This is a genomic window from Anditalea andensis (assembly GCF_000714815.1).
Lineage (GTDB): Bacteria > Bacteroidota > Bacteroidia > Cytophagales > Cyclobacteriaceae > Anditalea > Anditalea andensis.
The window spans coordinates 1-20,844 of sequence record NZ_JMIH01000005.1 but is presented as its reverse complement, the minus strand read 5'-3'; the positions used below and the strand labels follow the sequence as shown (position 1 = coordinate 20,844).

Below are 20,844 nucleotides of genomic sequence, written 5' to 3'. Positions count from 1 at the left end.
AGTTTACTGATAGAAATGGTTAAATAATAATAGCTCAATAGTTATCACCTATATTTAATTTTATAGATTAGTCTGACTATAGGTCATTGTTGAGGGTTAGTTTCCATTAATGTTTAGACGCTTTTCAGTACTATAAATAGTATTCACCATGCATGCATAGTCCTGAATTCTATTTCTTTGTGAAGTTAATAAATGAGTATTAGGCAACTTTGGTATAGTTGCTTGGCAATTCCCCAAACTGCTTTTGAAAACATTTGGTAAAATAAGAAGGGGAATTAAAACCGGTCATTTCACTTATTTCAGCAATATTATATTGGCCCGTTTGAAGGAGAACGGCAGCTTTTTTCAATCTCACCAAGCGTATATACCCATTAGGTGTCAATTTGGAAACTCCTTTTAGTTTTCTCAAAAGACTGGATTGGCTCATGCACAGGACATTGGCCAATTCATTGACACCGAATTGTTGGTTTCCCATGTTTTCTAAAATTCCTAAGTTTACCTTTGAAAGAAATTCTTCATCAGCATGAGTATGGGCCATTGTATTGAAGTCTATAAAAGGATTATCGGTATACGATTTTCTTATTTGATCTCTATAATTCAATAAATTTTTCAATTGCAGAAGTAAATATTCCATAGAAAATGGCTTTTCAATATAAGCATCAGCTCCCATTTCCATACCTTCTATTTTTGATTGTATTGTGTTTTTTGCGGTAAGCATCACAAAAGGGATATGGCTATAGTTTATATTGGTTTTAACCGCTTTGCATAATTTATACCCATCCATGATAGGCATCATTACATCACTCATGATCAAGTCGACAGGCTTCTCTTCTAAGATTTTAAGTGCCAGTTCTCCATTCTTGACAGCATAGATTTGATAATGATTTTGCAATTGGGTAAAAAGAAAATCTAAAAGTTCTTTATTATCTTCAACTAATAGAAGGATAGGCTGGCCGGATTGATATGTTTTAATGTTTGAGGGGTAATACTCGATTGGATCTGCTTCCCCATAATCCAATTCCTTAATGTCCATTAAAATCACCTGTTGTTGGATAAATGGAAGTTCTAAGGTAAAAGTATTGTAATTACCTACTGCATTTTCCTGCAAATATAATCTGCCATTATGCATTTCCGCTAAAGATAGAGCTAATGGTAAACCTAGGCCTGATCCATGGCTAATCCCTTCAGATGATTGTCCCTTAATTTGGAAAAAAGGCTCGAAAATTTTAAAACGTAAATTCTTATCAATGACTAGTCCGTCATTTCTTACGTTTATTTTAAAGTTTGTAGTTCTGATGTCTTCCAAATTAACGTGCACAAACGAAGAGGCATTTTTTATGGCATTAGTAAGTAAATTACTAATTATCTTAGTTAGTGCTTCTTTATCTATATCTGCGTATAAAGGGGTTTCTGGTTTGATAATTTTGAAATTTAAATGCTTATTATGAACACTTCCCATAAAGCGTTCACATATATCTACCAATAAGTCGCCTATATTTGATCTAATAAAATTGAGTGAATAGCATTCTTTTTCTGATTTACGAAAATCTAATAATTGATTGCTTAAGTTTATTAGCCTATCCGTATTTTTATTCATCATAGTTAGGTTTTCTTGAAGCTCACGATCATAAGACGAAGCTCTTTTCAAGATAAACTCAAGAGGTCCTTTTATAAGTGTAAGTGGGGTTCTTATTTCATGAGTGATGTTAGTGAAAAACTCAATTTTTGATTGGTATATTTCCTTTTCTTTTTCATCTTGTAAGGATTTTAAGGCTAAATTATGTCTCTGATTAAGCCGATTTTTATATGTTATTCTTATATAGTTAAAAATGAGGATCATCGCAATGAAGTATATAGAATAGGCTAGATTAGTCCTATAGAAAGGAGGTAGAATTTCTATATTAAGTATCAATTCTTTTTCATCCCAATTTTCGAGATTATTGAATGTTTTTACTTTTAACTGGTATTTGCCAAAGGGTAGGGTTGAATAGTTTATTCTTTGGTTATTTGATAGAAATATCCAATCATTATCATACCCTTCCATTTTGTATGCATATGATATGGCATTGGAGGCAGTATAGTTAAGAGAAGCAAATTCAAAACTTAAAGAATTTTGATTATGCTTTAATAAAATATCTTTTGTTTTGGATATTGATTTTGTTAAAATTGGGTCTTCACCACCTATCTGAACCAGTTTGTTAGACAAATAAATTGCGGTAAAAACCAAAGGATGATTAAATTGATCAATATTAAATGTTTTGGGATCAAAAGAAATAAAACCATCTAAGGTCCCAAAATATATTGTTCCATCATCGGTTTTTATACCTGATTTATAATTAAAGTTGCTGTTAGGCAGGCCATTGCTATTTGTATAATGTAAGAAATGTTTACTTTCTGGATCAAAACGAACTACTCCTGATTTATTTGACAACCATAACTTTCCATCATTATCTTCCAGTATCTTATAAACAGTATTACTTGGAAATCCATTTTTAGTATTATAACAAGTAAATGAATCAGTACTTTCATTAAATTGACATAGGCCTCCGCCTTCAGAGCCTAACCAAAGTGTATTGTTTTTATCAAACAATAAAGTAATTACTGAGAAGTCGGAAATTGCCTTATTATCATTTGATTTTGGAAAGAAATTTTTAACACTCCTATCTTCAAGATTAAATTTAAATAAACCTGCCTGTGGGGTTGCCACCCATAAATTGCCTAATCTATCCTCAATAATATCATGGATAAAATGATTTTCAAGCTCAATTATATGTTCATAATAATTATCGTTTTCGTGATATAAGTACAAGCCCTCCCCGGTACCAAACCAAGCACGGTTGCTTCGATCGAAATAAATAGAAAAAATATCACTATCAACTGTAGTTCCGTCCTTATTAATTAATACATCTTTTCGAATTTTATTGGTCTCTTGATTTAATATATTTAATCCTTGGCTCCACACGCCTATCCATAGTTCGTTATTTTTAAGTGCCAGTGCATGAATATTATGATATGATATTCCTTCATTTTTAGAATTAGGAATAAAATTTTCAAAGGATTTAGTTTTTGGATCAAATAGATTTAATCCGGCATCCTCCGTACCTATCCATAACTGGCCTTTTTCATTTTGTACAAATTCCCGTATCCGCTTTCCACTGATTGAATTTAGGTTAGAAATCGGATAGTATTTTTCGAAGTTACTAGAATGATTGGGGAGAAAATTAATCCCACTAAAATAGGTTCCAATCCAAATACTACCACTTCTATCCTGATATATCGTATAAAGCGCATTATCTGAAAGGCTATAAGCGTCATTAATATTATTTTTCACATTTTGAATATTTCCAGTAGTGGGTTGATATATATATAAGCCGGACTCACTTGCAATCCATATTTCCTTTTCATTTATAATTTTCAAATCACGGACAAAAATGGAATTGCCGGAATTATCTGATTTAATTAAATGCTTAAATTGTCCCGTTTTTTTATCCATAGTGCCCAAACCACCTTTTGTAGTTCCTATATATATGGTAGAATCAAAATCTAAGATTACTCTTACAAAATCTTTATTAAGGATGCTTTTCTCATCAAGAAATTCCACAAAAGTACCACTAGATGGAGCATATTTAACCAATCCCCGATCATTGACAGCTATCCATAAGTTCCCTGAATTATCCACTGTAATATCGGCAATATGTCCAAACAGCATTTGTTTATATTTTGGATTTTGGTTATAATTAATTAAAATTTCCTTATCAGTTTCGTATTTATATAAGTTACTGGAATTTTCTACTATCCAGATATTACCGTCTAGGTCGCATTTAATATTAGAAACTGATCCCATCATTTTGCCGGATTTAAAAAATGAAGATTTAAATCTGGTGATATTTTCTAATTCAGGATTATAAATATATAGTCCACCACTAGTACCTATCCATATATTTCCGTTTTTATCCTCAATAAGTGAATTAATATGATGGTTTTCCAATCCATGCATGTTGTTTGGTTCGGCATCAAAAATTTTAAAAGTGTTTCCATCGTACCTATTGAGCCCGTTTTTAGTTCCTATCCAAATGAAACCTTGACTATCTTGTAGAATACAGAAGACTGAATTATCAGATAAGCCTTTTTTGGTATCTAGATATTCAAAATAAAGTTTTTTATCATTTGCATTAGCATTACAAAAAATTCCAATAGCAATTAACAATAAATATATTGTGAGCTTACACATGAAGGTATTCATTCGGGTTTTGGGTTATCGCTAATATTCTCGAAAGTGTAATTTAAAAGAAATATAACGATTTAGCTTGGTACTTGAAAATATTATAGGGGGTATATTTCTTTTTTATTTTAAAATATTGACGAATGACCATATCATAAATTAAAATTGCTGATTTTGTGTTTTAAATACACTGAAAAAATGTATTTGAAGGAAATATAACATATTTTGAAGTTTTTTTGTCATTCCCAATTCTCGTAGATATTTTAGCTTTACCCTGCATAAGTTGTAGTGTTAATCACAACCTTTTAATTAAATAGGAAACCTCTCAATTTGAGTATGTATCCTTGGATTATATTAAAATAAACAATAACCTAAAATTTCTAAAACATGAGAAAAATTTTATCAAAACTATGTAGCCTCTTTATTTTGCTACTTTATTTTGGCTTAACGCCTGTGTATGCACAGGAAGTAAGAGTAATTGAAGGAACAGTTGTGGAAGAATCGTCAGGGGAGCCTATACCTGGAGCAAGTATTCGAGAAAAAGGAACTTCTAATGGAACTGTTACTGATTTGGAAGGCAGGTTTAGTCTTGAAATTTCAGGAGAACGCCCAGTAATAATTATAAATTTTATTGGTCTTAAAACCCAAGAGATTGTAGTAGGAAATACGAATAGCTTTAATATCACTATGGCTGATGACCTTTCTCAATTACAAGAAGTGGTAGTAATGGGATATGGTGAACAAAAGAAAGAATCTATTACAAGTGCTGTATCTACTGTGCAAGGTAAAGATATATCAAAGGTGGCGGCTGCTACAGTCAGTGCAACATTAGCAGGTAAACTGCCAGGGGTTGCATTTAGACAGGCAGAGGGAAGGCCAGGATCGGGAGCCCAAATAAATATACGTAATATGGGTAATCCTCTTTTTGTAATTGATGGTATCCAGAAAGATCAGGGTCAATTTAATAATATATCTCCTCAAGATATAGAAAGCATTACTGTATTAAAAGATGCAGCTGCATCTGTTTATGGATCAAGGGCCGCAAATGGCGTTATTATAGTTACTACTAAAAGGGGAAGTAGGGGCACTAAACCTACTGTAAACCTAGATGCTTATTATGGTGGTCAAACTTGGAGTCGGTTTCCGGAGACTGTCAATGCCTATGAATGGACCCGTGGAAGGGTGGCAGCCGATTTAAATGCCATAAATCCAAATACAGATGTCACTCCTGAAGAATTGGAAAGATGGAGACAGGGCACTCAGCCTGGATACCAGAGTTTTGATTGGTATAATTTTATTATTCGAGAAATGGCTCCCCAATCTCAGATCAACTTGAATACGCAAGGAGGATCTGATAAAATAAATTATTATTTATCATTGACGAGATTTGATGAAAGTTCTGTATTAGGAAGGGAATTTACTTTTGCCAGAACGAATATACAGTCCAATATTGATGCTTCTATAACTGAGAGACTTAAAGTAGGGGTACAAATAAATGGTAGGATAGAAACAAGGGATCAGCCTGGAGTTCCGGGAGGTGATGATTATTGGTTGCCACGTTTTGCACTTTTTCGAAATCGGCCAACCGAAAGACCTTATGCCAATGACAATCCCAATTATCCTGCACAAATAGGAGAAATACCGGCAAACTGGGCCTTGACTAATAAGGATATTATGGGCTATTGGACTGAAAATTGGAGAGTGTTACAATCCAATTTTAGCCTTGATTATGACATACCCATTAAAGGCTTGACAGCCCGTGGGGTTTATTCCTATTATTATGCAGATAAGCTAATGGATGGTCATGAATATACCTATGATGTATATACTTATTTCCCTGCAACTGAAAATTCAGAAGAAGAATACAGACGAACGGCAGGTAGTGACAATCCATGGAGAGAAAGGGGCAATGATAAGGTATTTGAAACTGTAACACAGGGACAATTGAATTATAACAATAGCTTTAATAAACATACAGTAGGGGGTACCTTTGTTTACGAAAGGATTCATAGAAGAGTATTAAATACCTGGGTCCATACTGTCCCTACAAACAATGCTTTGCCATTACTTCAATTCGCGGATATGGATACCTACAATGACAACGATTATGAAGAAGCAAGAATAGGGTATGTAGGCAGGGTAAATTACAGTTTTGATGACAAATATTACTTTGAAGCTTCCGGTAGGTATGATGCCTCCTGGAAATTTGCACCTGAATCCAGATGGGGTTTTTTCCCTTCTGTATCCGGTGGTTGGAGAATAACGAACGAAAGTTTTTTCAATTCAATAGTTAGCAATACAGCTTTGGATAATTTGATGTTAAGGGCCTCATATGGTAAGCTTGGAGATGATGATGTGGGCATAGGTCCATTTGATTATAGAAGTGGTTATAACTATGGTACCTCTAATATGATTATCGGTGGTAACCTAGTCAGGGGTGCCAGGGATAGGGGAGTGCCTATTACCAGTATCTCTTGGTTTACCAGTACCATTTTGGACATTGGTCTTGATTATGGATTTCTTAATGGTAAAATTTCCGGTAGCCTAGATTTTTTCAATAGGAAACGAGAAGGATTGAGGGGGAGAAGATGGGATATTTTAACCCCTATGGAGATAGGATATGATTTACCGGATGAAAATGTTAACAGTGACGCAGTAATCGGAGGTGAAGGTTCCATTTTTTATAGGAACAATATTCGGGGTGTAGAGATTGGTTTAGGAGCTAATATGTCTTATGCAAGGCATAGGAATATCTCTACCTACATGCCTAGATGGGGAAATTCCTGGGAACATTATAGGAATTCTATTGAAGACAGGTGGTCAGGAATTCATTGGGGATATGAAGTAATTGGCCAATTTACTTCAATGGATGACATTGCCAATTATCCAGTAAATATGGATGGGCAAGGCAACCGATCGCTGTTACCTGGTGACTTCATTTATAATGATGTAAATGGAGATGGTATTATAGATTATAGGGACGAGAGGCCTGTGGGGTATTCTAGGTCTGGAACCCCTATTGTTAACTATGGTTTGAACCTTACTCTTGCCTGGAAGAATTTTGATTTGACAGCGGATTTTTCTGGAGGTACTATGTATTCATTTTTAAGAGAGCATGAAATGAGAAACCCTTTCCAAAATACGGGGAATCTTTTGCGTGACCTTTACGAAAATAGCTGGGAGAGAGAAGACCCTTTCAATTTAGACAGTCCATGGATTCCAGGAGAATACCCGCCATTAAGATGGAACAATGGTGGACATAGCAATTATAGGACTTCTAATCGCTGGCTAACTAATATGGTCTATTTGAGAATGAGAACAATGGAAATAGGTTATAGTCTATCTCCATCTATCCTAGAAAGAATTAATATGCAAAGAATGAGAGTTTTTGTAAATACTTTCAACCTTTTCTCAATAGACCCCCTTAGATCAGTAGGGCTTGATCCAGAGGTGTTTGATACCAATGGACTTCAGTATCCCCAGTCATTCATCATAAATCTGGGAGCCAACCTTTCTTTCTAACCTAAAATAGTCTAAAATGAAAAAATATATATTGATTGCTGCTACAGTAATTGTAACCTGTACCTCCTGCAATGACGATGAATTTCTAAACAGGGATCCAAGAAACATTTTGATAGATAACCAAGTGTTCAATGATCCGGCCATAGTATTGTCAGTTGTGGCGGACCTTTATGCAAGATATCCCGAATATCAGCAGATTAACGGGAATGTCCATGATCACGCTAATTTCAATGAAGCGTTCTCTTCTCAGGATTACGGCAGGCATGGCAACCAAGATTTTGGTTATGGCGACTGGGGTTGGTGGAACTACGGATTTGTACGGGAATTAAACTTGTTTCTGGAAAAGATTGCTATAGCCAACCAGTTGGATGAGGGTGTCAGGAGCCGTTTTGAAGCGGAAGTTAAATGGTTACGGGCTTCAGTCTATTTTGATGCAGTTAAAAGAGTAGGAGGAGTACCACTCATATTGCAGACTTTAGAATATGATTTCAGCGGTGATCCATCCTATTTAAGAGTTTCAAGGGCCAAAGAACATGAAATCTATGATTTTATTTTACAAGAAATGGATGCCATATTACCTGCCTTGCCTGCAAATGCAGAGATAAAGGATAGGGCTACTAAAGGTTTGGCAATAGCCCTTAAATCCAGGGCAGCACTCTATGCGGGTTCTATAGCAAAACACGGTGTACGTACACCTGAGGTTTCCCTACCGGGAGGAGAGGTAGGAATTCCGGCTTCTATGGCAAACGGATATTATACTACCTCATTGGAAGCATCTTTACAACTTTTATCGGGTGAAATGGGCAATTACCACTTGTACATGAAAAATCCGGATAGTTTGTCTGCCAATTTTGCCAGTCTTTTTATAGATAAAAACCAGAATCCGGAAGCCATTTTTGTAAACGATTTTAGATTGCGAAGTGGAAAAATAAATCATTGGACTTTGGAAAACCAGCCACGCTCCATGTCTGAAGATGGGGTAAATGGAGGAAGGGTCAACCCTTCTTTAAATTTTGTGCAATCTTTTGAACTGCTAGGGAATAATTCCTTTTCCCCTTTTCCTATTAGGGATGCAAGCGGGAACTTTATAGTTTATGATGATCAATTGGATATTTTCAGGGGCAGGGATGCTAGATTGTACGCTACTGTAATGCTTCCAGGAAGCACATATCGCGGAAGTAATGATAAAGTGGATATTTGGGCTGGTCTCTTTAGACCTCAAAACGGAGAAATTATCAGTGCTGACCAACCTGGAGTGGTTCAAACGGTTGATGGCACTGACAAGCAGGTTGTCGGATTTGATGGACCTATTAACGGGTTTAATTTTACTGCCCAAACTGGATTTTTAATTAGAAAGTACATCGACCCTACACCAGGAGCTGGACAGATCGGCACTCAGAGTGATGTATGGTACATTAGGTTTAGGATAGGGGAAATAGTACTTAATGCCGCTGAGGCTGCTTTCGAATTGGGGGATCTGGGCTTAGCGGCACAGCATCTAAACGAAATCAGACAAAGAGCTGGATTTACTACAGATCTATCTGCCGGAGACATAACTTTTGATAGAATAGTTCATGAAAGACGAATGGAATTGGCATTTGAAGGACATGAACTTTGGGATATGAAGCGATGGAGAATTGCCCATTTAATTTTGGACGGTCAAAACATGGATGCTAATTCATTGGTGCAGAATATTGGTGTAGCTACAAAAAGAAAAACACAGGTTTATGGCTTATGGCCTTACAAAATCCATAGTCCAGGAAGTCCAGATCATAATAAATGGATTTATAACATAGTTCAGCCAAATAGGGTAACCAATTCCGACAGATTTAGAATAGGTAACTATTACTCATTCATCAATGATGAAATAAGAAATAGAAATCCATTAATAGTTATCAATCCAAATCAATAATTAACTACTAACTTATTAATTTATGAAATCAGGATATATATATATTATGATGTTATTATACTCTTGCATGTTGTATTCATGTGAATTTGATAACTATGATGAACCTTCCTCCATACTTTCAGGAAATATAGTTTATCAGGGAGAACCTATTAATGTGGCAATAAATGAGGTTAACCTAGAGCTTTGGGAACCGGGCTGGCAGTTGAAAAACAGGATAGATGTAATCATGAACCAAGATGGATCATATTCCGCATCTCTATTTAATGCAGAATACAAATTAATGTTCAGGCAAAACCAGGGGCCATTTAGGATGATCACCAATCCAGAAACCCAATCCGATACGATAGTGGTAAATGTTAATGGCAACACTAATTTAGACATTGAAGTGATGCCTTATTACATGATACGAAATCCTCAAATAGTATTGGAAGGTTCAGTATTTAATGCAAGTGCTAATATTGAACAAATCATTATGGGTGAGAATGCCCGTGATGTGGAAAGGGTTTCATTATATGTAAATCAGACCATGTTTGTAGACAATAGAGGTAATTATAACCTGGCTTCTCGAAATCTTTCAGCTGCAGATATTGAGGATATGGGCAATGTAAATTTAAGTCTTGAAATGCCTAATTTGGTTCGGGGACAAAACTTTATTTATGCAAGAATTGGGGTTAAAATTCAAGGTGTTGAACAACTCATTTTTTCCCCTGTTCAGAGATTTAATATATAGGTGATGCCCACGAAAGTTATATAATCTTCTCGTGGGCATACTTTTTTTGAAGTCCAATGCTAAGAAATTGAAAATCATTCTCGGATGATATGCCTGAAATCTGAAACAGCCTAGAAGTAACAAATACATTTAAAAATCTTTCTTTACCATTTGTAATAGCATCAATGCATCACAATAATCTAATTTATAAAATACTTGCTTGTGGAAATAAAGCTTTTCTATGGGTTTTATTCTCCGCCTTTTTAGTCAATTGTTCAGAAAAATCCATTGTCCGAAATAGCAACACGGACAGCGTTAATTATATGGACACTAAACCTAGAAGAGCTGAAATCTTGTTTTTGGGTCATTCAAGTGATCATCATGATTCCGGTAGGTATGCCCCTTGGTTAGCTACTGCTATATTTAATAGAGGTATAAACCTGACTTACACAGAAAGTACAGAAGATCTAACCAAAGAAAACCTGGACAAATACGATGGACTCGTCATTTATGCTAACCATGATTATTTATCACCTGATCAGGAACAATCATTAAGGGAATTTGTGGAAGGTGGTAAAGGCCTTATTCCACTACACTCTGCTGCCGGTAGCTTTGGGAATTCAGAATGGTACATAAATACTGTAGGAGGTAAATTTGAATCTCATGGCACCGATGAGTTTCAGGCTAAAATATCCGATCCTCATCATGTGGTCATGGAGGGCCTTCACGAATTTATTACCTGGGACGAAACATATTTGCACAGTAATATTAATCCTGATATCCAAATACTGATGGAAAGGGAAGAAAAAGGTCATAAAGAACCCTACACTTGGACCAGGGAAGAGGGTAAAGGTAGAGTTTTTTATACTGCTTATGGACATAATGATAGCACTTGGCAAAATCTGGATTTTCTAAAACTAGTAGAAAATGGTATTATTTGGGCTATAGGGGATCAGGTTAAGGCTCAAATAGATGCTTTGGAAATCCCTAATGTTTCTATTTATGATGAACCTATTTCTGATTTTACTAAGAGGTATGAAGTTCCAAGGATACAGAAGGCATTAAGTGCTGAAGAGTCCCAGAAACTGATACAGGTGCCTGCTGATTTTGAGATAAGCCTTTTTGCTTCCGAACCGGACATACAAAACCCTATTGCCATGGCATGGGATGAAAAAGGACGTCTTTGGATAGTTGAATCAGTGGATTATCCCAATACTTTTAAAGAAACAGATGGGCAGGCCAATGATAGAATCAAAATATGTGAGGATACTAACGGTGATGGAAAAGCTGATAAATTTATTGTATTTGCCGAAGGCCTGAATATACCCACCAGTATGGTGTTTGCTAATGGGGGTGTTATTGTGTCCATGGCGCCAGATTTTGTGTTTATTAAGGATACTAATGGGGACGGCAAAGCCGATCTGTTTGAAACTATCATGACAGGTTGGGGGAAAAACGATACGCATGCAGGACCATCTAACCTCCAATATGGATTTGACAATAAAATATGGGGAGTGACAGGGTACTCAGGGTTCAATGGCACTATCAATGGCAAACCATGGCAGTTCTCCCAAGGGTTATATAATTTTTCCCCAGATGGGAGTAATTTTGAATATTTGGCCAGCTCAAGTAACAACACATGGGGCCTTGGTTTTTCAGAAGATAACAACGTGTTTATATCTACAGCGAATAATACCCATGCTGCTTATTATTCCATCCCTGCAAAATATTTACAGCGTCATTTTCCCGATGCTGAAGCGGGAAACCCGGCCCCCCCTTATTCTATTCAATCTATTCAAAAAATAGACGGGCATTATGATGCCCACGCCATGACACCAAATTTGCGGCAAGTGGATGTTGTTGGTGGATTTACTTCAGCTGCAGGCATAAAACTTTATACAGCTAGAGATTATCCAAAGGAATACTGGAACAGGATAGCTTTCGTCAGTGAGCCTACTATAAGGTTGACACATAATGCGATAATTGAACCTGAAGGTGCCGGTTTCAAAGAATCAGATGGATGGAATTTATTGGCAAGCTCAGATGAATGGTTTGGGCCAGTTCAGGCTGAAGTTGGACCGGATGGGGCCGTTTGGATAGCGGACTGGTACAATTTTATAATTCAGCATAATGTATTTGTAGAAAGACAAGCTCCTTCCAGAATGATCCTTCCCTTTACTGATCAACCACATGGCCAGGGAAATGCTTTTCATAGTGAACTTAGAGATACAAATCATGGCAGAATTTATAGGGTATCGTACAAGGGGTCAAAACCTTACAATCCTTTGGTATTATCCAAAGAGGACCCTCAGAGTTTAGTGAAAGCTTTAAAACATGATAATATGTTTTGGAGAATGACAGCTCAGAGATTACTGGTAGAATCCGGTAATGATGATATATTAAATGACCTCTATAAAATAGTTAAAAACAAAGACTTGGACGAAATAGGCTTGAATAGTCCTGCCGTACATGCCTTATGGACATTACAAGGATTAAAGGCTTTGGATGGTGATAACAATACGGCTTTTAATGTGGCTGTGGAAGCTTTGGCACATCCGGCATCTGGAGTAAGAAAAGCTGCCATTGAAGTCTTACCAAAAACCCAAAAGAGTGTCGAAGCGCTTTATAGATCCGGTATAACAAAAGATATAAACCTTAATGTAAGAATGCATGCCATCTTGGCTTTAGCATCTATGCCTACCGGAGAGCAAGTCGGGGAAATGCTTTACAGGAGCAGCTTATTGCCCGAAAATGAAAAAGATGATTGGCTGACCAAAGCCCTCTTTGCGGCAGCAAGTCAGCACGAAGAAAGTTTTTTGCAAGCTGCTGCAAATGATAAAGGTAATAACAAACCATCTCATCTATTTAAAAGATTATCAACGTCGGTAGAAAGTGAAAAATATGAGCTCGGACGGAGAAGTAATCTGCTTTTTTCTCTTGATCTTATTCATAAAGAAATCGCCATATCAGCAGATGTGGCCGCAAGGGGAGATCAATTTCCTAGGGGTGTGATAGCAGCTCAAGGAAATAAAGACAATGGGTATACCTTCTTTATAGAAAATAAAAAATTGCATTTTATAGTAAACCAGAACGGTAAAAGGTTCAGAGCCATTTCTGATATTGATTTGCCTGATAATTTTGAAACCACTGCCCATTTAGATGCCAAGGGGGAAATGCGTATCCTGGTAAACGATAAAGTCGTGGCCAAAGCAAAAGCCGCAGGTTTGTTTTCTGCACTGCTATCTCCTAGCGTACGGTCCGGAAGAGATACCGGTGGTGATACCAATGTGGCAGATTATGAAGGAGAGTTTGCTTTTGAAGGGAATGCCAGAAATATTCAATTAACACTCAAAAAAATAAAAATATGATCAAAAATAGCTTATTTATTTTAATGACAATGGGAATGGTGTCCCTAATACCCAAAACAGGGGATGGCTACAATCCTGCCAACAATAACATCACTCAATGTGGGGTAAATGGCACCTCGCGGTATATGGATTTGGTTCAATCTTTTCCCGAAAAGTCAGCTTTAATTGAATTTAATTCTAACGGAATAAATGAACCCTTGGTAAAGGTCAATGCAGATGCACCAACTACCATATTAATGGAAATTGTACCTGAGCTGATGAAATTCAATATGGAAATGTTTACCGTTACGGCAGGGGATAAAATAATTTTGGAATTGGATAACCTGGATGGGATGCAACATAATTTACTGATAGTAAAGCCGGGCACGCTCAATAAAGTGGGCGCTGCTGCAGATGCCATGGTCAGGGATCCCAAGGCCTCTGAAAAACACTATGTACCGGATATGGCCGAAGTATTATTTGCCACCGAAATGTTGGATCCTTTTGAAGTTTTTACCTTGAATTTTACAGCCCCTTCAGAGCCCGGCGACTATCCATTTGTCTGTACATTTCCCGGGCATTGGCGCATGATGAACGGGATTATGAGAGTTAAAAAAGCGAAATAAATTCAAGTTGGGAATAACTAATATAACAGTAATTTAAATAAACCATAATGGATAGGAATAGCATGTTAAGCAACCTTTTCAAATCCTCGCCGGTGATTTACATAATGGGACTTCTGATTTTTTCAGTTTGTTCTTTTATGCCAAAAACTGACAATGTTGGGCCTATTAAAATCTTGATAGTAGGAGGTGGCTCCTCGCATGATTTTGAAAAATGGTACAAAGAGGCAGATAAAAATACATTAAGTAAAGATGGTTTGGCCGATGTCATATATACAGAGAACGTGGATTCTATTTCCTATTATCTACGGGATCGTGATGTGTTGTATTTGACCAATAACCAACCTATTGATGACGATAGAACAAGAAGGGATATCATGGCTTTTGCCAATAAGGGCAAAGGCCTTATTTTAGGTCATGCTGCCCTCTGGTATAATTGGAAGGATTGGCCTGAATATAATCAAATATTGGTAAGCGGTGGTTCCCGGGGCCATGATAGGTATGGTGAATTTAAGGTTGAAGTAGTTAATGAAAAACATCCTGTAACCCGGGGGGTCCCTAAAAATTTCAGTTTAAAAGATGAGCTTTATTATTTCAATGTAGATCCAATAGGGCCAGGTATAGAGGTATTGGCAGCGGCAAGTTCAGAAAGTTCCGGTACTTTTCCATCGGTTTTTATCGTAAAACATGCCAGTTCCAGGATAGTGGGCATTGCACTGGGACATGATGAAGCATCGCATGAGCTAGAGGCTTATCAAACTATACTAACAAATGCCTTTATGTGGGCGGCCAAAAGAGAAATGCCCTAAAAGGGGGTTCCGGCAGCAAGGAACACATGAACTACTAAAAAATAGTCAATATTCGTAATACTTAATAATCAATAAAAATCTAATATGAGTCAGCAAAAAATTACTGTGGTTATCATCGGAATGGGTTTTGGAAAGGAATTTATACCGATTTATCAAAATCATCCAAATATCAAATCTGTAGGGATATGTACACGCAACCAAAATACTTTAAATGATTTGGCAGCTAAATTTAATTTGGACCGAAACTTATGTTTTACAGATTTTGAAGAAGTGTATAAAAGGGAGGATGTAGATGCCATTCATGTGGTCACACCGGTACCGGAACATGCCAAAATGACTTTGGCATCCCTTAAGGCCAATAAACATACTGCCTGTACTATTCCCATGGCCATGACCGTGGAAGATTGTAAGGCAATAGTAGAGGCAAAAAAGCGGAGCAATAAGGTATACATGATGATGGAAACGGCTCTTTATACCAGAGAATTTCTCTATGGATTAAATTTGGCGGAAAGTGGAAAGCTTGGCAAAATTCAATTTGTCAGGGGATCCCACATACAGGATATGAGTATGGAGGGATGGGCAGAATATTGGAAGGGCTTCCCTCCAATGCTTAATGGAACCCATGCTATTTCACCGCTATTAAGGATCAACAATACTACGGCCGACTCTGTGGTCTGTCATGGTTCGGGAAGGTTGTCAGATGACCTTGCCGAGAGATACGGTTCTCCATTTGCCGTAGAAACGGCCACATTCACATTAAAAAATTCCGATGTAATAGCAGAGGCAACCAGATCGCTGTTTGATGTTGTAAGGCAATACAGGGAATCTTATGATGTATATGGAACCAAAATGTCCTTTGAGTGGGAGCAGTTGGAAGATGAAAGCCATGTCATATTTGATGGTGGGGAAAATGCCAGAAGGATTGACGTACCGGATACGGATGAGCTGCTTATTGAACCGATCAAACATTTTACCAAAAGAGAAAAAATTGATGATCCCAACCATGTTTCCTTTCTCCAGGGAGCTGGCCATGGCGGTTCCCATCCCCATTTGGTACAGGAGTTTGTAGCGGCCATTATTGAAGGAAGGGATTCTGCAGTCGATGCGGTTACGGCCGCCAACTATACCTCTGCCGGTATTTGCGCACATGAATCGGCGATGAAAGGAGGCGAAAGAATCATGATACCCAATTTTGATTGACGATGATAAAATTCGGTGTGAGTACATTTCTATGGGTATCTCCTTTTGATACCCATTCTTTTCACTTAGTGGATAAAATTTCTATGATGGGATTTGATATTATAGAAATACCGGTAGAAAAAAAGGAATTGATTGATTTTCAGGTTCTAAAGGAAAAAATCAAGGTGTCTGATCTAAAATGTACTATAAGCGGTGCTTTTGGATCAGAAAGGGATATCTCCTCTTTAGACCCAAAGATTAGGGCAAACGGCCTTAAATACATAAAAGATTGTATAGAGATTGCTGCCTATATGGATAGTCCCATATTTGGTGGGCCATTGTATTCAGCTGTGGGGAAAACACGGTTTATATCAGATGATCAGAAAAAAAGAGAACGTGATTTTTGTATAGAGAACCTCCGTATAGCAAGTGATTTTGCCAAAGATAATGGGATATACCTAGGCCTGGAGCCATTGAACAGGTTTGAAAGTGATATGGTCAATACTGTTGATCAGGCATTATCACTCATACAGGAAGTCGCCTCACCCAATCTAAAAATCCAACTGGATACTTTTCATTGTAATATTGAAGAGAAGAATATCGGGAATTCCATAAGGAAGATCGGGAAGGACCTCATATGCCATATTCAGGGCAATGAAAGTGACAGGGGCACCCCGGGCACCGGTAATTTGGATTGGCCGGATATCGTTGCGGCCCTCCATGAAATTGAATATGATGGAGCAGTAGTGATCGAGACATTTGGAGCTGTTTCCGAAGAAATAGCAAATGCTACCTGTATTTGGCGGCCTTTGGCCAATAGCTCCGACGAGTTGGCCGAAGAAGGGCTGGCTTTTTATAAAAATATATTTAAGCAAAAAAAGGGATAAAACACCAAGGGATAGCTGTTCCGATATATATTCCTGTTTTCATCAGCTATCCTTACTTGGTTTTTCTCTTCATCCATATGCATGCCCTATCAGTGCATTCCAATAAAGTATAAATGGGGCATATCTTCTTTTATCAAAAGAAGGTAGCAATCAATGAATTGCCCGTTTACAATAAAAATGAAATAAATATGATCCGTGATATAAAAAAAGGTAGTTTCTTAGACAGGTCACTTAATGGCACAAGAACATTGATCTTCTTTGTATTATGTTTTTTTTATTTTTTGAGTGGGTTAGCCCAGTCGGCTACCTTTACCAATCCCCTTAGGGACGGTGCAGATCCATGGGTATTTGAAAAAGACGGGACATATTACTATTGTGCCGCGTCGGAGAATGGAATAGCGGTGTCTCGTTCAGATAAATTAACCGACCAAGGTGTAATGGTCAAAGTATGGGAGACACCTGATGAAGGTTGGAACCAATTCAATGTGTGGGCACCAGAATTACATTATATTGGGGGCCACTGGTATATATATTACACTGCCGGGGCCAAAAAAGGCAGTCCTTTCATTTACCAGCGATCCGGTGTGTTGAAATCTACAACAGATCATCCTTTCGGGCCCTATGAAGATAAAGGAATGCTATATACAGGGGACAATATCAAAGATAAAAACACAGTGAAATGGGCCATAGACCTTACCCCTTTTGAACATAACGGGAAGCTTTATGCCGTTTGGTCTGGATGGGAAGAAAATAGGGAAACAGATAAAACGGCAAAGCACTTATATATGGCCGAAATGAGTGATCCAATGACCATTTGCAGTAATAGGGTAAGGATATCATCACCGGAAGAAGCATGGGAAACCGGCGGTGACCTTGACCTCATAGAGGGTCCTCAGATTTTAAAGCATCGAGAAAAAACCTTTATCATCTATTCGACCAGAGAATCTTGGCTAAAAGAATACAGGTTAGGGCAGTTATGGTTGGAAAATCCATCTTCAGATCCAATGCTTCCGGAAAATTGGATAAAAAGCGGACCTGTATTTCAGGGGTCTGCGCAGGTATACGGTGTAGGACATTGCAGTTTTGCAAAATCACCCGATGGTACGGAAGACTGGATTTTGTACCATTCCAAAAAAAGCACGAAACCGGGCTGGAATAGAGACATAAGATTACAGCGTTTTCACTGGAATGAAGATGGAAGTCCTGACTTTGGAACTCCCGTAGACCCCAATGAGCCTTTAATAATACCTTCAGGAGAAGCATTATTATAAGATAAACAATTTCTCAAAATATGTCTACTTCTACAATATATAAAAATTGGCAATGTTTGATAATGTTGTTGCTAATGACCGGATGGGCCCAAGCCCAGACCATAGTTGATGTTTCTGCCCTCGAAAATGGGCATCATGAAGATATAGTGGTAAATCAAGAATGGGTAGAAATTACTTGGCCAATAGAAAATAATGAAAGAGGTAGCATAAGATTCAATCTTTCTGTAAAAGAGCCACTTATTGAAAACATACAGCTCAGTGCGGGAGATAGCTTTGAACAGATATTTTCGGAACTGGATCCTGTTTTTTTCCTTACTGAAGGGCAAAGAGACCTCAGTAAAGAGAGCGGGTGGAACATCTTTTTTGATAGGACTGCCTATAAACCTTATAATGCTTATAAAGTGATACTGGATAGAAGAGCGCTAAAGGTTTCTAAAAATGGTGCAAGAACCATTATACAAATAGATGGAGCTTCAGCCGGTTCTTTTAAGGGTAGGTTGGAAATAGTCCTTTACCATGGCAGTGCACTGGTCAATATGGCGGCGGTAATGGCCACACCGGAAAATGAAAAAGCTATTATTTATGATGCTGGATTTACTTCGGGCAAAGAGAACTGGAAAGAGATATTTTGGTCGGACACAGAAGATTATCTACAGTCATTTAGACTTAATAACCAAGTCACATGTTCGAAGAACCTTCCGGTTAAATACCGAACCATCATTGGGGAAAGCTCTACCGGAAGTATTGCGGTATTTCCTCCTCCCCATCAATACTTTTATCCTTTGGATAATGCCTATAACTTACAGCATGTATGGTATGGTGAGGGGTATAGGGATTTGGAGCCTGGTTTTGGTATAGGGATAAGGCATGACCTATTGGGTGACAGAAGACATGTCCCATGGTTTAATGCTCCTCCTGGTACAGAGCAGAGGCTAAACTTTTTTTGTTATTTAAGTAGGGGGAAAGACGGAAGTTCTTTGGCTAAGGTTAAGGAGTTTACGCATAGTGACAGATATAAGCCTCTGGATGGATTTAAAACTATGGCAAGTCATTTCCATACAGAGCATATTGATGATGTTTTAACCCATAAACCTATTCCAGAAATTCCGGGTCATGTAAAGGCTTTGAGAAAGATGGGCGTAAATATTATGCATTTGGGAGAATTTCATCTGGCTGGAAATCCTGGAGATGATGGACCTCGCCGTTTACCTGAATTTCAAATGATGTTTGAGGAATGCTCCAGGTTATCAAGCGGAGATTTTCTTATGTTACCTGGAGAGGAACCCAATAGCCATTTTGGTGGCCATTGGATGAATATTTTCCCTAAACCGGTGTATTGGATAATGTCAAGAAATGATGATCAACCCTTTGTTGAGGATCATCCTATTTATGGAAAAGTTTATAGGGTTGGCAATAAAGATGAAATGCTTCGTCTCTTGGAACTTGAAAAAGGTCTTGCCTGGACTGCCCATGCCCGAACAAAAGGTTCTACCGGCTTTCCAGATAAGTACAATAAGGAAAGATTTTTTGTTTCAGACAGATTTTTGGGAGCGGCCTGGAAATCCATACCCGCAGACTTGTCCATTCCCCGGATGGGGGAGCGGGTACTGGATCTTATAGATGATATGGCAAATTGGGGACATCAAAAATATGTCATAGGAGAAGCAGATCTTTTTAAGTTGGAACCTGATTATGAAATTTACGGACACATGAATATCAATTATTTGGAGATGGATAAACTTCCAAAATTTGAAGATGGGTGGCAGCCGATTTTGGATGCTATGGAAAAGGGGAAATTTTTTGTGTCTACCGGAGAAGTTTTGCTACCCAAATTTTCTGTTAACGGAAAGAAATCAGGAGAAACAGTTCGGCTGGGCGACAATGCTTTGGTCGAAATTTGCATATTTATAGATTGGACTTTCCCTCTCAATTTTATAGAAATTATATTCGGCGATGGTAAAGATGTTCACCGTAAAAAATTAGATTTAAGTGAAACCGAGGCCTTTGGTAACAAATATTATAATTTCATGATTGATTTAAAAGATCAAAAATGGGTACGTGCTGAAGTTTGGGATGTGGCAGTAAACGGTGCTTTTACCCAAACAGTATGGCTGGAATAAAATTTCTTTCTTTTAGAATTATGAAAACATTTAATTAATGGGTTAATATCTAGTATAGCAATTGATCCTGCCCTAGGGCTTTATATATTTCTGATAAAGAGATATATGGGGTGGTTAGGGCAAGTCGGTTGTTATCTGCCCCTATTTTTACCATGCTACAATTAAAATTAAACAACAAACATTAAAGCACACCAATAGAAAATTATGTGTCCGGTTAGGCAACTCCAGTGAAGAAGTATCCCA

At 37.5% G+C, this 20,844-nt stretch carries 11 protein-coding genes; 10 read left to right on the top strand and 1 reads right to left on the bottom strand.

Going from position 1 to position 20,844, the window contains the following annotated elements; genetic code table 11:
- Window positions 1–199: 199 nt before the first annotated feature.
- Window positions 200–4,231 carry a hybrid sensor histidine kinase/response regulator transcription factor gene (locus EL17_RS01510; RefSeq protein ID WP_035069115.1) on the bottom strand — a complete coding sequence of 1,344 codons (4,032 nt, stop codon included), beginning with the start codon at window positions 4,229–4,231 and terminating at the stop codon, window positions 200–202.
- Between the two features lie 378 nt (window positions 4,232–4,609).
- On the opposite strand from EL17_RS01510, the gene EL17_RS01505 reads away from it, so the two are divergent.
- The 10 genes from EL17_RS01505 to EL17_RS01460 all read left to right on the top strand — a co-directional run bounded on the left by EL17_RS01505 (window position 4,610) and on the right by EL17_RS01460 (window position 20,601).
- Complete coding sequence (locus tag EL17_RS01505) at window positions 4,610–7,744, top strand: SusC/RagA family TonB-linked outer membrane protein (RefSeq protein ID WP_035069112.1); 3,135 nt, start codon at window positions 4,610–4,612, stop codon at window positions 7,742–7,744.
- Window positions 7,745–7,760: 16 nt separating this feature from the next.
- Window positions 7,761–9,656: a RagB/SusD family nutrient uptake outer membrane protein gene (locus tag EL17_RS01500; protein WP_035069109.1), complete on the top strand. Its 1,896-nt coding sequence runs from the start codon at window positions 7,761–7,763 to the stop codon at window positions 9,654–9,656.
- Between the two features lie 67 nt (window positions 9,657–9,723).
- On the top strand, window positions 9,724–10,386 hold the full coding sequence (locus EL17_RS01495) for a DUF3823 domain-containing protein (protein WP_240485911.1): 663 nt from the start codon (window positions 9,724–9,726) through the stop codon (window positions 10,384–10,386).
- 164 nt (window positions 10,387–10,550) lie between these two features.
- Window positions 10,551–13,733, top strand: a complete 3,183-nt coding sequence (locus EL17_RS01490) for a PVC-type heme-binding CxxCH protein (protein ID WP_051719709.1) — start codon at window positions 10,551–10,553, stop codon at window positions 13,731–13,733.
- Window positions 13,730–14,338, top strand: a complete 609-nt coding sequence (locus tag EL17_RS01485; protein WP_035069104.1) for a plastocyanin/azurin family copper-binding protein — start codon at window positions 13,730–13,732, stop codon at window positions 14,336–14,338. Before EL17_RS01490 ends, EL17_RS01485 begins: the two co-directional genes overlap by 4 nt.
- 137 nt (window positions 14,339–14,475) lie before the next feature.
- Window positions 14,476–15,144, top strand: a complete 669-nt coding sequence (locus tag EL17_RS01480; protein WP_240485910.1) for a ThuA domain-containing protein — start codon at window positions 14,476–14,478, stop codon at window positions 15,142–15,144.
- 84 nt (window positions 15,145–15,228) lie between these two features.
- A complete protein-coding gene (locus tag EL17_RS01475) occupies window positions 15,229–16,344 on the top strand; it encodes a Gfo/Idh/MocA family protein (RefSeq protein ID WP_035069097.1) in 1,116 nt (371 codons plus the stop codon).
- A gap of 2 nt (window positions 16,345–16,346) precedes the next feature.
- Window positions 16,347–17,210 carry a sugar phosphate isomerase/epimerase family protein gene (locus EL17_RS01470; RefSeq protein WP_035069094.1) on the top strand — a complete coding sequence of 288 codons (864 nt, stop codon included), beginning with the start codon at window positions 16,347–16,349 and terminating at the stop codon, window positions 17,208–17,210.
- 188 nt (window positions 17,211–17,398) lie between these two features.
- Complete coding sequence (locus EL17_RS01465) at window positions 17,399–18,481, top strand: glycoside hydrolase family 43 protein (RefSeq protein WP_035069174.1); 1,083 nt, start codon at window positions 17,399–17,401, stop codon at window positions 18,479–18,481.
- A gap of 74 nt (window positions 18,482–18,555) precedes the next feature.
- A complete protein-coding gene (locus tag EL17_RS01460) occupies window positions 18,556–20,601 on the top strand; it encodes a CehA/McbA family metallohydrolase domain-containing protein (protein WP_205623512.1) in 2,046 nt (681 codons plus the stop codon).
- Window positions 20,602–20,844: the final 243 nt, after the last annotated feature.